The following is a 12,248-nucleotide window of genomic DNA, read 5'->3' on the forward strand; positions in this document are numbered from 1 at the left end:
CCGAGGTTTCGCTTGACACCAGCCAAACAACAACTATCATTGTCGTGTGTGCGACAGCGATCGTTTTACTTTCTATCCTGGCGTTCCGCGTGCTGCTCAACTGAGCAGCTCAAACAGCCCCTGTCATGCAGCCGAAGGTATTTATGACTGATCAAATCTCTAGTCCGTTGTCTTTGCCTTGCGGCGTAGTGTTGGCAAACCGACTGTGCAAAGCAGCCATGAGCGAAGGCCTGGCCGACCACAAAAATGATGCCACTCAGCGCCACGTCAATCTTTACCGGCGTTGGGCCTCGTCCGGCGCTGGTTTGCTGCTGTCCGGGAACGTGCAGGTGGACCGTCAGCACCTGGAACGCCCGGGGAACATCGTGCTTGATGCTGACACTGACTTGACCGCTTTACGGGCGATGGCTGCTGCCGGAACGGCTGATGGCTCGGATTTCTGGTTGCAGTTGAGCCATACCGGGCGTCAGGTACTTCAGGTGATCAATCCGCAACCCCTGGCGCCTTCGCCGGTAGCGATTCAGGTTCCACCGGGGCTGGGTCTGGAGTTTGGGTTGGCACGTGCCATGACCGAGGATGAGATTGCCGCCGTTATCGATCAATTCGCTTTCGCTGCAAATCAGGCACGGGCTGCGGGTTTCACTGGCGTGCAACTGCATGCTGCCCATGGCTACCTGCTGTCTCAGTTCCTCAGCCCGCTGTCCAACCAGCGCACAGATCGTTGGGGTGGAGCGCTGGAGAATCGTGCGCGCCTATTGCTTGAGGTCATCGCTGCAGTGCGCGCCGAGGTTGGCGACGACTTCCCGATTGGCATCAAGCTGAACTCGTCTGATTTCCAGAAGGGCGGTTTCACCAATGCCGAATGCGTTGCGCTGGTTGGGTTGCTCAACAACACCAGTCTGGACCTGCTGGAGCTATCGGGTGGTTCGCTGGAGCAGCCGAAAGTAGTAGGGCTGGTAGTCAAGGATGAAGGCGAAGATGCGCCGCGCGCGAGCACGATTCAACGCGAAGCTTATTTCGTCGAGTTTGCCGGGGCGGTACGTGAGGTGGCGAATATGCCGGTGATGGTGACGGGGAATTTCCGTAGCGTTGAAGGCATGCTTTTGGCTTTCGAGCGCGGTGATGTCGACATGGTTGGCCTGGGCCGTCCATTGATCTCGGATCCGCTTACTCCGGCACGGCTGCTGGCTGGCGAATGGGCCACTGCTCTGACACCCGAAGCGACCATCAACCCATTCCACTTGTTGCCATGGTTCAACGTACAGATCGAGCGCTTGGCCGACGGTGTCGAGCCGGATCTGACGTTGGCGGGTGAGGCTGCGGTCGCCGAGTTCATCGCTATCGAAGAGCGTGCAATGCACAAGCTGCTTGAGCATCGTGCAGTTGTCGAGTCCTGATCCCCAATTCGTTTTCTCATCGAGGAGTTCTATATGAAGATTTTTATTACAGGGGCGTCTGGTTACATAGGCGGAGCCGTTGCTCATCGCTTGCTTCAATTGGGTCACAGCATAACGGGCCTGACACGTACCGAGGCCACTGCACAGTTGCTGCGTCAGCGTGGTATCGAACCGATCATTGGCACGCTGGATGACGCGGCGGTATTGACCAAAGCCGCTCAGGAAGCTGACGCAGTGATACACGCTGCCAGTGCCGATCACGAGCCGTCCGTTCATACCCTGGTCGCAGCACTTGAACGCAGCGCCAAGCTGCTGATCCACACCAGTGGCTCCGCCATCGTGGCCGACGATGCGTGTGGCGAATATGCCAGTGAGAAAGTTTTCAGCGACGATGACTACTTTGTACCGGTCCCGTTCCGTCGCCAGCGCGTCGAGATGAATCGACACGTGCGCCAGGCGGCGATCGACAAAGGTGTCCGCGCTGTCGTGATCTGTCCGTCGATGATCTATGGCGTCGGTGCGGGACTCAAGCAGGAGAGTGAACAGATTCCGCAAATGACTGCCATTTCGGCGCAGGTGGGCGCGGGTATTCATGTAGGTAAGGGGCTGAACCGCTATTCGAACGTCCACATCGACGATCTGGTTGACCTGTATCTGCTGGTCCTGGAGAAGGCTCCCGGGGGCTCGTTTTATTTTGCCGAGAACGGTCATGCTTCGTTTCTTGAAATCGCCCAATTGATCAGTGAGTCACTGGGTTTTGGCGGCAAAACCCATAGCCTGGATGTCGACGATGTCACGCGCAATCTCGGTGAGGCTGCGCGTTATGGAGCAGCGTCCAACAGTCGCGTGAGTGCAGTCAACGCACGCCGGTTGGGCTGGTCGCCAAGCCGGCCGTCGCTGGCTGAAGACTTCCGCAAAGGCGCCTGAACCTCAGCGTTTGATGGCGTTACATACCCCTGTAGCGCCATCAGCGAGGAGCTCAGAATCGGGAGGCTTGTAGCAAGTGCAGCATGTTGTCCGATGCGCGGTGGGCTCTACTGCTTATTTCCTCATCGTTCGGTTGATGGGTACCAAAGAGGGCGTTATCGAGCAGGTCGACGCGCAGTAATGCCAGAAATGTCCGTGATGCTTCTTCGATATCCTTGATTTTCCATTGCTCCAATGGGGCCCAGTGCCGGAGGTAGTCTGCGAAAAGTGCAGTGCGACGGTCAGTCACTTCCGCTCGGTATCGTTGGCCTAATTCGGGAAACCGGTGAGCATCGCGCGTGACCACCCGGTAGAGCGCCAGTTGCTGGGCACCGAGAACGTCGGTGAGGTAGTCGATGCCGGCCAGGGGAAGGGCTTGTTTGGGCTCTTTGGAGAACCAAGGGCGTTCGAGGTGCTGTGGTGCGTGCTCGCCAGTGTCGCTCGTGCCATTTGCATTGCACGCGGCATGCATGACTGCACTGAACAAATCGTCCTTGTTCTCAAAGTGTCGATAGACGGTTTTGATTGAAACTCCAGCAGCGTCGGCGATGCGGCCCATGGACGACTCGGCATAGCCCTTGTCCAGAAACGCCTGCTGTGCAGCGGCCACGATGAGGGCGCGTTTACGCTCCATCAGCGAGGCTTTGGGGTTGTCTGCGCTCCACTGTCTCATTTTTATTCCTACGGTCAGCTGCCATGGTGTGCAAATGAATATGATACTACAGCGATCATTGTCGCACGGCCATTCAGCGTACATATAAAAGCAACCTGGAGGCACCATGCACGTCAAAAAACTTGCTCATTACTCGATTCGTTCGCTGGATCTCGAAAGGTCCTGCCATTTCTACGAAAGGGTGCTCGGCTTCGTGCGCGGTTACCGTCCCCCATTCGATTTTCCCGGAGCCTGGTTGTACATGGGGGGGGATGAAGCCGACTTTGGCACGGTTCATATTATTGGCATTGACCCTTCAAACCCAGAGGGCTTGAAGCAATATTTGGGTGACAAAGACATGTTGCTGACAGGCACCGGCACGGTTGACCATATCGCTTTTCTGGTTACAGGATTGGTCGAGTTCCGGAGCCTGCTCAAGGCTGAGGGGATTGCCTGGCGCGATCGCACGGTTCCTGGTCTCGGACTGCATCAGGTTTTCGTTGAGGATCCGTCTGGCGTGATCATTGAGCTGAATTTCCCGGCGTCTGAGGCGCAAGCGGCAAGATCCGCCTGAGCCCGCATTGGCGCATCCACGTCGTACGCAAATGGCTACCGCCCAAGCGCGACAACGCGGTCACGAACTTGCCTGCCTTTGTACCCTTGCAGCTTCCACCCAAGGCTCAAGCAACCCCTGAGGCCTCAGTCAGCATCGAGATACCATGCGAACGACACTGACCGTGACATGGCCCGCCATCGACCCGGCAGGATGTGCCCGGTTTGTTCGCGGTCTGACACGATGATCCGCATCGACTCGATCTGGCTCGCCACCGAGCCCATGGACAGGCGCGCCGGTACCGAGACCGCGTTGGCTCGGGTGGTTACAGTGTTCGGCGCCGCGCAGCTGATGCAGCGCAATCTGCAGAGAATATTTCGCTGGCCCGTTATCAGCAGGGCGCGGTTGGGTACCTGGATGTGGTCGAAGCCCAGACAGTCTCGTTGCAGGCGTGACCTGCAGACACAACAATTGAGTGCCAATGTCGGCCTCGTCAAAGCGCTCGGTGGGGGATGGGACTCCACGGAGCTTGCTGTGGAAGTACGATGAAGGTCAACCGGGGGACGGGCGCTTCACGACGATGCTGAGGCGAGGGGTGTCTGGGCCGGTTTGAAAGCCGGCCTGACGCTCTTGCTGATCCCGCATGGGGAAAAACAGCTCGAAACAAGTCACGCCATTCTCGCTGGTGACGCTGTAGCGGCCACTATGCAGCTGCATGATAGTAGCTACGATCGAAAGCCCCAGGCCATTGGACTGGGCCGAGCGCTCGCGTGATTGATCAACGCGGTAGAAACGCTCGAATAATCTCGGAAGGTGTTCCGCCGGGATGGTTGTTCCGTAGTTGCGCACGCGCAGATTGATGCCACCCTCGGACGGTGTGGCCTGGATCAACAGTTCGGAATGAGGTGCACCATATTTTATCGCATTTGCACACAGGTTAGCCAAGGCGCGGCGTAGCAGTGTTGGCTCGGCCCAGATAAGGCCGTCGCCCTCCGCGCGGATGGTGATATCGGCGTCCGCGGCCAGACCTTCAAAGTAATCGGCGACGCGTTCCAGTTCGTCGGCGGCGCCCAGTTCCTGGCGCTGGTCACGAGCGCTACCGGGGTCAGTACGAGCGAGGAACAGCATGTTGTCGAGCATGCGTGCCAGGCGTTCGAGTTCTTCGACGTTGGAGGCGAGCAACTGCTGGTAATGTTCCACGCTGCGGTTCTGCTGCATGGCGACCTGGGTTTCACCCAGCAAGTTGTTGATGGGCGTGCGTAGTTCGTGGGCCATGTCAGTCGAGACCTGACTCAGTTGCGCAAAACCCTTGGCGAGTCGCTCAAGCACGGTGTTGAAAGAGTCGATCATCGGAAGCAACTCCTTCGGGGCGCCTCGGCCGTCGAGTCGCTCTGTCAGATTGCCAATGCCGATACCGTGGGCTTGATGAGCCAGGCGTCTGAGGGGCAACAAACCGCGGTGAACTACTATATATCCAGCCAGCGCCAGGACAATGGCCGCGAGACCGGCGAGGACGTATACGCTGAGACGATAGCTGGCGAGCACTGCGGTTCGTTCGGTCATCAGGCAGCCAATGGTCACTTTCAGTTTGCCCGAGTCGATACTCGCGGAGATGGCCGCGAAGGGGGTACCGTTCACGGCGGGTAGATGCTGTACATCTGTCAGTGCCAGGGAATGGTCCATTGCCACGGGAGTGAGGTCGGGAATATCGATATTCCTGGGATTGACCTGTAGTAAAGGGGCTTCCCCTGAAACGCCAATAGTGAGTACGTACTCGCGATTGCCCAGCATGTTCTGAAACAGCACAGGTTTGCTCCTGATCAGTTCCAGCGTATTGCTGCCATTGAGAAAATTACGCAGCTGATCTATGCGGTAGACCAGGGTGGACTCGTCGCGTCGTATCAGTTCGCGCTCAAGGTCGCGGTACAGTGCGACGCCGGTGGTTGCCAGCAGGGCGTAGGCCAGCAAGGCAAACACCACAGCCAGGCGCAGCGTCAGGGAGTAATGGCGATGGGTCATGGTTGCGTATCAAAGCGGTAGCCAATGCCCCGCACACTGTGGATCAGCTTCAGATGGAAAGGGTCGTCGATTTTCAGGCGCAGGCGTCGCACAGCCACGTCCACCACGTTGGTGTCGCTGTCAAAGTTCATGTCCCAGACCCTGGAGGCGATCAGTGAACGAGACAGCACCTGATCCTGATGCGTGGCGAACAGGTGCAACAATGCAAACTCCTTGTTTGTCAGCGTCACTCGCACGCCGGCGCGGGTGACGCGGCGTTTGATTACATCAATCTGCAGGTCAGCGATCTGCAGTTGCTCTTCTTCCCGGGTCGGACCTCGGCGGGTCAGGGTGCGCAGGCGTGCGACCAGCTCGGCGAAAGAAAAGGGTTTGATCAGGTAGTCGTCGGCCCCCAGTTCCAGGCCTTTGATTCGGTCGGCGATGTCATCTCGCGCGGTCAGGAACAGTACCGGCGTGTCAGCTTCCTTGCGCAGGCGGCGCAGTACTTCCCAGCCGTCCATCTTCGGCATCATCACATCCAGCACGATGACGTCGAAAGGCGTTTCCAGCGCCTGGTGTAAACCATCAACGCCATCGCGGGCCAAGCTGACGGAGTATCCCTGCTCCTGCAGGCCATTGAGTAAGTAATTGCCCGCCTTGGGCTCGTCTTCCACTACAAGGATGTTCATGAGAATTACCTTGGTTCGGTTTCGGTATTCGATCCACAAAAAACGGACCTGAAAGCCGAGAGCAGGCTACCCGCAAGTGTAGCCCAATCATCAGGTTGTGTTGCGTATTGCCTGCTCTCGGACAGTCATGGGCATAAAGCATTCCATCAGTTTTCGTTCGTGCAACGTCCTTGAACCAGATAGTCCAGCACATGTTCCCGACCTTGATGATCCAGGTAATCGATGCGGGCCGGAATGACGCCGCATTGGTCCGAGGTGTCAGTCATGGATTTTACTTTTGCAACGTCCAAGTGGACGAAGAAACCGGTCTTGTCGTGGATCACCGCCGAGGTGTCGGTGGTATCGGCGAAGGCTGAACCGGTGGCGAGGAGGGTGGCGAACCCGAGCATGAACAGTTTCATGGCTGTATCTCCTTATCTAAGGTGGGCTGCCTGTTTTCTGGCAGTGAGTTCACAGTAACAAGGCAACTCAAACAGCCGACGAACAGAGCAATTACAAAGTCGTAATGCAATCTTGTCCGAGGCTAAAGCTGATGTGCTCCAGCGGGATGTCGCTGAGGTGATCAAGTCTGCTTTGCGGCGCTGGATTAATCCGGTAGGAGCGAAATGGCGTTACCTCATCGAGCAACGCGCTGATATAGGCCATGCGAGCGGTTGTCCATGTGCTGCGTTGCTTTGCCTTACCAAAGCTCCACGCCGCGCGGCGACCAAAAAGAAACGGCTGTGAGACGATCGTAAGGCAGGCAAGCGGCCTGGAAAATTTGTCGCGGTGGTCGACACGACTGAAAGGCGTGAGCAGGAGGCGCGCCTGCGCCCTGCGTCCTCTAGAGAAAGACTCGAGGGGGAATGAAAATGCTGCCGGAATTGAATATTAGAGCTAGCGCTTGAAGGGCATTGGTCAGCATTTTCAAACGCGCGGTTTTGGCTGTCAGGACGGCTAATTGCAGGCTGGAATTTAACGGATTGGCGGTCCAGCAGATCAGCGATTTCAATATGTCATGAGCACAGTCGGTGGTGACCTTGAAAAGCCAATTCGGCAAGCCCCATCCTGATCACATCACACTGGTAGTCCCGCATGTCGGCGGAGGAATTCAACCTCAATATTTAGAGTGTTGTCGTAGTCTATCCCGCCCTTGTAGACGTCATAGTGGCCGCCGCGACTGCGATGGAGTTCCGCTCGGGAGGCTCGTTCAGCGACACGCAGCGCAGGGCCGACCGGCGCCATCGTGTCGTGTTCGGCGACGATGAGCAGAATGGGGCAGCGAATGGCGGCAGCCTGTCGTACTGGCCGGTGTGTGGATATGCTGAGGAGCGAACGGGCGGCGAGACGGTTTTGCCATGTAGTCGAGTCTTTGGGCTGGATAAGCGATTTTCCGTAGAGGGCGTCCTCGGTTGCCGATATGCCAAACTTCCCTGGCGCTACGCTGATGGGCAGATATCGTGGGGATAGTCCAAAGACCGAGCCCATGCCGTCCAGAAGCGCCGCTCCCATCAACCGGAGCGATTGCACCAGCGGAACCATTGCTGCGCCAGCAAGGCCGTCGACGAGGGGACATTGGGCAATCGCACCGGCAAGCCGGGTATCCGATGCGGCGAGCGATACGATGTGCATGCCGGCGAACGAGGTGCCCCACGCGAAGATCCGATTCTTGTCGATGCCGGGATTCGCGGCCGCCCAGCCAATGACGGTGCCGTAGTCCTCGCGTTGACGCGGGACGCAGAGTACGTCGCGAGGCTGTCCGCCAGAGCCGCCCCATTGCCTGTAATCGAATACGATCGCAACGAAGCCCTCACGGCAGAACCGATTTGCGAACGGCGCGAGCCCGCCCGATTTTACCGCGCCTAGCCCATGAGCCAGTACGACTGCCGGGTGCGGGCCATCGCCATCTGGCTGATAAACCCAGGCTTCTAACTCATCGCCAGAAGCCGTGGGAATACGTACGGTAGTGCGTAAAGGTGAGATGTCGTTACCCGTATGGAGCATGATGAATCATCCTCTTTGTTCAATTCGCAAGACGTGGCCAAGTCATAGCCAGACGCTGTTCCTTGTTTCCTGTCACGAGAACGCCGCCAGCGGAAAATGTTCTACGAGGCGGCGTGGCGGGACTTTTCAGGGGCGATCACTCACGGACCAATTCACGTGCCACCCGGCTTTCGCGTGAAATGCCTCGCACGACCGCCATAAAGAAGTTCATCTTCGGATCAGGCGCCAAACCATCTGCGATGCGAAGCAGTTGTTCGTTGTACCAGGTCACTGATCCAAACCCGTTGATCGCCTTGATAATGGTGATAGAGGATTGTGGGCCGAGCAGGCCAGGCCCCAGGCGCAGACGGTGCTCCAGGGATTCAAAGCCTGACAACTCACCGCTTAGCAGTGCCGCTGGGGCGCCTGGAGATACGCAGAGCGGTCGGCTAATGCCGATCAGATCGACACCGTCGTGGGTAATCGCATCGGCCATGCCCGCAGCGGTGCGGAAACCGCCGGTTACCATCAACTTTGCACGTTTGACATGGCGGCGAATTTCCGGAGCGAAGCGGGCAAAAAAAGCTTCGCGTTCGCGTGTCGATTTGCTGATGGTGGGATCGAAAACCGGTTCAAGCCCTTCGATATTGGCCATCTTCGGCTGCTCATAGGTGCCGCCCGAAATTTCGATGAGGTCGACGCCCGCTTCATCAAGCCAGCCGGCGACGGTTTGGCTGTCTTCGAAACTAAAGCCTCCTCGCTGGAAATCAGCAGAGTTCAGCTTCACTGAAATGGGGTAGTCAGGCCCGACCTTTTCGCGAATGGCAGCGACTGAAGCCAACAGGAAGCGCGCTCGTCCAGGCAGATCGCCGCCCCATGCATCGTTCCGTTGATTCGTACGCGGCGACAGGAACTGTGAGATCAGGTACCCGTGTGCGGCGTGCAACTGGACGCCGTCAAAACCGGTCTCGCGCGCGATACCCGCAGCGAAGGCAAACCGGTCGATCAGGTCAAGTATCTCCGCATGTGTCAGGGCGGCCGGCGTTCCGAATTTGTTGCCGGGGAGGGCGACTTGAACGTTCGAGGGAGCCTTTGGTGTGGGATTGATGGACTTCTGGGTCTGGCGGCCAGCATGGGAGAGCTGCATCCATATGTGTCCACCGGCGATCTTGGCGGCACTAGACCAAGCCTTTAACGCTCTCAATTGTGCCGGTGACTGTCGGCCTTGAATGACCACGTTTCCACCGTGTTCCAGGTGGAGGCGATCTATCTGGACATTACCGGTTAGCAGCATTCCGGGACCTTGCTGGGCGAAGGTGCGGTACAAGGTTTGGTGCTTTACTGTCGCTCGGTTGCTTGAGTCGGCGAGTAGCTCCGACATTGCACCTTTGGCTAAGCGGTTTGGGAGCGTGACGCCGCAGGGCAGTGTCAGTGGAGTATTCAAAACGCTTGCAGCATCAGGTGTCGCATCGGCGGCAGTCCGGACGGGTTGAATAGGCATGGGACATAAACTCCGCAGGTTGGGGGGCCAATGTCGGTGGCTACCCGTTCAGGTGCTGGCGAGGTTGTCTCGCGAAGCTGGAAACGCATTAAATACTTACTGGTATCTGAAGTACAAGTGGTATTTCATGCGTGACATCCCACCGTTTCGGGTCGGCAGTGGACAGCTAGACACTTAATCCGGGCTCCCACAGGATCAATCCAGCTTCCAGGTCGTCCCGCAATCGCAAGAGGTATCTTCGGGACGTATTCGTTTATCTCGCGCCCAGCAGCAGGCGATCACTGCATTCCTGTGTGTCCTTACACAGCGATAGGGCCAAGGCGTCGGGCCGGGGCAGAGCAACCCATGTGCAATTAAAGGTCTGCGAGTCGGGTGCTGATGGCTTCGAGAAACGTCCTTGTCTTTGTCGGAATGTGGCGTCTGGAAGGAAGCAATGCATAGATAGGTGCGTACGCACTGTGCCAGTCAGGCAGGACATGTATCAGGCGGCCGGCGGCAAGATCGGCCGCAACGTCGACCCTGGATTTGAGCATCACGCCGTGGCCTCCGATCGCCCAATCCCGCACGGCATCGCCGCTATTGGCCTGAAGCCGGGAGCGTGGCTGAAAATCGACGGCCTCGTTTTGCGGACCTTCCAGGCGCCATGGCAGGGAGAGATCGTCGTAGCGCAGACACCAATGACGATCAAGGTCACGTACGCATTCAGGCTCCCCGTGACGTTCAAGATACGCAGGTGCGGCAACGAGGATTCGGTGATTGTCAGCAAGCTTGCGCAGGATGGCGCTGCTGTCTCGCGGTTGGCCAATGCGCACCGCAACATCTATCCGCTCATGCGTCAGATCGACAAGCCGGTCGTCAAGTCTGAGTTCGATATCAAGCTTCGGATAGCGCTCGACCAGTTCAGCCACCAACGGTACCAGGTGAATGCGCCCAAACGAAACGGGCGAGCTGACCCGCAGCAGGCCGAACGGCTCTTCACCGCCTACGGCCATTCGGGACTCCGCAGCGTCCAACTCCTCGAGTATCCGATCGACATGAGCAATCAGGGCCAAACCCTCGTCGGTCGCGGACAGTGTGCGAGTGGTTCGATTGATCAACCGCTGTCCGGCGCGCCGCTCGAGTGCCATGAGCCGCTTGCTGACTACCGCGAGTCCCACGCCTAAATCGCGCGCGGCCGCTGACAGGCTGCCGCACACCAGGATCCGCTGGAAGGTACGAAGCTCGTTGAGATCGTCCAGCATACTATCAACCCTTGTTCAATAATCTATCTACCGGTAGCTATATTCTAATACGCAAGGCAAGAGATAACACTGTCCGTACCCGATCAGGAAACCTCTGTTCGACTACAGCCAGCTTCTGGAGTCTTGCCATGACAGCCTCTTCACCTCTGTTCACATCGACCTTTGTTGCCGAACAAAACGTTGCTCACCGCGTGGTGATGGCTCCGATGACCCGCGCTCGCAGCACACAACCGGGTGACGTGCCCAACGCGATGAACGCCCATTACTATGCGCAACGTGCTTCGGCCGCTCTGATCGTCTCGGAGGCGACGCAGATTTCACCGCAAGGTAAGGGATACTCTTTTACCCCGGGCATTCATAGCCAAGAGCAGATAGCAGGATGGCGCCTCATCACGGATGCCGTGCATGCCGCCGGTGGACGCATCTTTCTTCAGCTGTGGCACGTCGGTCGGATGTCTCATCCTGACTTTCACAACGCAGAGTTGCCGGTCGCACCTTCGGCGGTTTCATTCGAAGCACAAATCTGGAAAGTGAACCCTGCGACCGGTCAAGGCGAGATGGTGGATTGCCCGACGCCGCGTGCACTTGGCAGAGCGGAAATCCACAGTATCGTTAACGACTTCCGCGTCGGAGCGCGCAACGCTATAGAGGCTGGCTTCGACGGCGTCGAAATCCACGGAGCGAACGGTTACCTTGTGGATCAGTTCCTGCGCACTACCGCCAACACCCGCACCGACGAATACGGCGGCTCGCGCGAAAATCGCTTGCGATTCCTCAAGGAAGTGGTCAGTGCTGTCGCGGACGAAGTGGGTGCCGAGCGCACCGCAATCCGGCTAGCACCGTTTCTGACCGCACGCGGTATGGCCTGCCCCGACATTCTGCCGACGATTCTTGACGCCACCTCGTTCCTGCAAACACTCGGCATTGCCTACCTGCATCTGGTCGAAGCCGATTGGGACGACGCGCCGCAGTTCACGGAGACGTTCCGAGCCGACATTCGGGCGCGCTTCCAACGGCCCATCATCGTTGCCGGCAAGTACGATCTGGACCGCGCCAACTGGGTGATTGGCAAAGGCTATGCCGACCTGGTCGCGTTTGGACGTCCCTTCGTCGCCAACCCCGATCTACCAAGGCGTTTGGCGGAAAGTCTTCCCCTGGCCGAGTTTGCCGGCGACACGCTGTTCGGCGGTGACGAGCACGGTTACTCGGACTATCCGGCGTGGCCGATGGCTACTGCGGCGAACGCTGTTCTCGCGTAATGCACGGTAGTCCGCGTGCATCGTTCGCCT

At 58.0% G+C, this 12,248-nt stretch carries 13 protein-coding genes; 5 read left to right on the forward strand and 8 right to left on the reverse strand.

Annotation, left to right across the window (positions count from 1 at the left end; all coding sequences use genetic code 11):
* The first annotated feature begins 143 nt into the window (after nucleotides 1-143).
* Nucleotides 144-1,397, forward strand: coding sequence for an NADH:flavin oxidoreductase/NADH oxidase family protein (locus tag AC07VR_RS24600; RefSeq protein ID WP_495012833.1), 1,254 nt, complete (start codon nucleotides 144-146; stop codon nucleotides 1,395-1,397).
* Nucleotides 1,398-1,430: 33 nt separating this feature from the next.
* Complete coding sequence (locus AC07VR_RS24605; protein WP_495012834.1) at nucleotides 1,431-2,324, forward strand: NAD-dependent epimerase/dehydratase family protein; 894 nt, start codon at nucleotides 1,431-1,433, stop codon at nucleotides 2,322-2,324.
* 52 nt (nucleotides 2,325-2,376) lie between these two features.
* Here the strand turns inward: AC07VR_RS24605 and AC07VR_RS24610 are convergent, their stop codons facing one another.
* Nucleotides 2,377-3,036, reverse strand: coding sequence for a TetR/AcrR family transcriptional regulator (locus AC07VR_RS24610; RefSeq protein WP_495012835.1), 660 nt, complete (start codon nucleotides 3,034-3,036; stop codon nucleotides 2,377-2,379).
* A 106-nt stretch (nucleotides 3,037-3,142) separates the two neighbouring features.
* On the opposite strand from AC07VR_RS24610, the gene AC07VR_RS24615 reads away from it, so the two are divergent.
* Together AC07VR_RS24615 and AC07VR_RS24620 are read left to right on the forward strand one after the other, a co-directional pair.
* Nucleotides 3,143-3,589 (forward strand): VOC family protein, encoded by a 447-nt coding sequence (locus AC07VR_RS24615; RefSeq protein ID WP_495012836.1) that lies wholly within the window; start codon nucleotides 3,143-3,145, stop codon nucleotides 3,587-3,589.
* Nucleotides 3,590-3,811: 222 nt separating this feature from the next.
* A complete protein-coding gene (locus AC07VR_RS24620) occupies nucleotides 3,812-4,117 on the forward strand; it encodes a hypothetical protein (RefSeq protein WP_494992861.1) in 306 nt (101 codons plus the stop codon).
* 3 nt (nucleotides 4,118-4,120) lie between these two features.
* Here AC07VR_RS24620 and AC07VR_RS24625 read toward each other — a convergent pair whose 3' ends face one another.
* The 7 genes from AC07VR_RS24625 to AC07VR_RS24655 all read right to left on the reverse strand — a co-directional run bounded on the left by AC07VR_RS24625 (nucleotide 4,121) and on the right by AC07VR_RS24655 (nucleotide 10,959).
* Nucleotides 4,121-5,587 (reverse strand): heavy metal sensor histidine kinase, encoded by a 1,467-nt coding sequence (locus tag AC07VR_RS24625; protein WP_495012837.1) that lies wholly within the window; start codon nucleotides 5,585-5,587, stop codon nucleotides 4,121-4,123.
* Nucleotides 5,584-6,255 carry a heavy metal response regulator transcription factor gene (locus AC07VR_RS24630; protein ID WP_494992863.1) on the reverse strand — a complete coding sequence of 224 codons (672 nt, stop codon included), beginning with the start codon at nucleotides 6,253-6,255 and terminating at the stop codon, nucleotides 5,584-5,586. Before AC07VR_RS24630 ends, AC07VR_RS24625 begins: the two co-directional genes overlap by 4 nt.
* A gap of 146 nt (nucleotides 6,256-6,401) precedes the next feature.
* The gene (locus AC07VR_RS24635; protein ID WP_494992864.1) at nucleotides 6,402-6,656 is read right to left on the reverse strand and encodes a DUF2790 domain-containing protein; all 255 of its coding nucleotides are present in this window, start codon (nucleotides 6,654-6,656) and stop codon (nucleotides 6,402-6,404) included.
* A 91-nt stretch (nucleotides 6,657-6,747) separates the two neighbouring features.
* Nucleotides 6,748-6,900, reverse strand: a complete 153-nt coding sequence (locus AC07VR_RS24640) for a hypothetical protein (RefSeq protein WP_494992865.1) — start codon at nucleotides 6,898-6,900, stop codon at nucleotides 6,748-6,750.
* Between the two features lie 411 nt (nucleotides 6,901-7,311).
* A complete protein-coding gene (locus tag AC07VR_RS24645; RefSeq protein WP_495012838.1) occupies nucleotides 7,312-8,238 on the reverse strand; it encodes an alpha/beta hydrolase in 927 nt (308 codons plus the stop codon).
* A gap of 136 nt (nucleotides 8,239-8,374) precedes the next feature.
* A complete protein-coding gene (locus AC07VR_RS24650; protein WP_495012839.1) occupies nucleotides 8,375-9,718 on the reverse strand; it encodes an NADH:flavin oxidoreductase/NADH oxidase family protein in 1,344 nt (447 codons plus the stop codon).
* Between the two features lie 353 nt (nucleotides 9,719-10,071).
* Nucleotides 10,072-10,959 (reverse strand): LysR family transcriptional regulator, encoded by an 888-nt coding sequence (locus AC07VR_RS24655; RefSeq protein WP_495012840.1) that lies wholly within the window; start codon nucleotides 10,957-10,959, stop codon nucleotides 10,072-10,074.
* A gap of 128 nt (nucleotides 10,960-11,087) precedes the next feature.
* Between AC07VR_RS24655 and AC07VR_RS24660 the strand changes: the two genes are divergently transcribed.
* Nucleotides 11,088-12,218, forward strand: coding sequence for an alkene reductase (locus AC07VR_RS24660; protein WP_495012841.1), 1,131 nt, complete (start codon nucleotides 11,088-11,090; stop codon nucleotides 12,216-12,218).
* Nucleotides 12,219-12,248 lie beyond the last annotated feature (30 nt).

The organism is Pseudomonas sp. GW821-FHT02H09, from assembly GCF_059421425.1.

Excerpts from the sequence above, each read along its gene's own strand:
- AC07VR_RS24630 (WP_494992863.1), bottom strand. The coding sequence starts at position 6,255 with ATGAACATCCTTGTAGTGGAAGACGAGCCCAAGGCGGGCAATTACTTA.
- AC07VR_RS24620 (WP_494992861.1), top strand. The coding sequence starts at position 3,812 with ATGATCCGCATCGACTCGATCTGGCTCGCCACCGAGCCCATGGACAGG.
- AC07VR_RS24610 (WP_495012835.1), bottom strand. The coding sequence starts at position 3,036 with ATGAGACAGTGGAGCGCAGACAACCCCAAAGCCTCGCTGATGGAGCGT.
- AC07VR_RS24645 (WP_495012838.1), bottom strand. The coding sequence starts at position 8,238 with ATGCTCCATACGGGTAACGACATCTCACCTTTACGCACTACCGTACGT.
- AC07VR_RS24635 (WP_494992864.1), bottom strand. The coding sequence starts at position 6,656 with ATGAAACTGTTCATGCTCGGGTTCGCCACCCTCCTCGCCACCGGTTCA.
- AC07VR_RS24660 (WP_495012841.1), top strand. The coding sequence starts at position 11,088 with ATGACAGCCTCTTCACCTCTGTTCACATCGACCTTTGTTGCCGAACAA.
- AC07VR_RS24605 (WP_495012834.1), top strand. The coding sequence starts at position 1,431 with ATGAAGATTTTTATTACAGGGGCGTCTGGTTACATAGGCGGAGCCGTT.
- AC07VR_RS24625 (WP_495012837.1), bottom strand. The coding sequence starts at position 5,587 with ATGACCCATCGCCATTACTCCCTGACGCTGCGCCTGGCTGTGGTGTTT.
- AC07VR_RS24615 (WP_495012836.1), top strand. The coding sequence starts at position 3,143 with ATGCACGTCAAAAAACTTGCTCATTACTCGATTCGTTCGCTGGATCTC.
- AC07VR_RS24600 (WP_495012833.1), top strand. The coding sequence starts at position 144 with ATGACTGATCAAATCTCTAGTCCGTTGTCTTTGCCTTGCGGCGTAGTG.
- AC07VR_RS24640 (WP_494992865.1), bottom strand. The coding sequence starts at position 6,900 with ATGGCCTATATCAGCGCGTTGCTCGATGAGGTAACGCCATTTCGCTCC.
- AC07VR_RS24655 (WP_495012840.1), bottom strand. The coding sequence starts at position 10,959 with ATGCTGGACGATCTCAACGAGCTTCGTACCTTCCAGCGGATCCTGGTG.
- AC07VR_RS24650 (WP_495012839.1), bottom strand. The coding sequence starts at position 9,718 with ATGCCTATTCAACCCGTCCGGACTGCCGCCGATGCGACACCTGATGCT.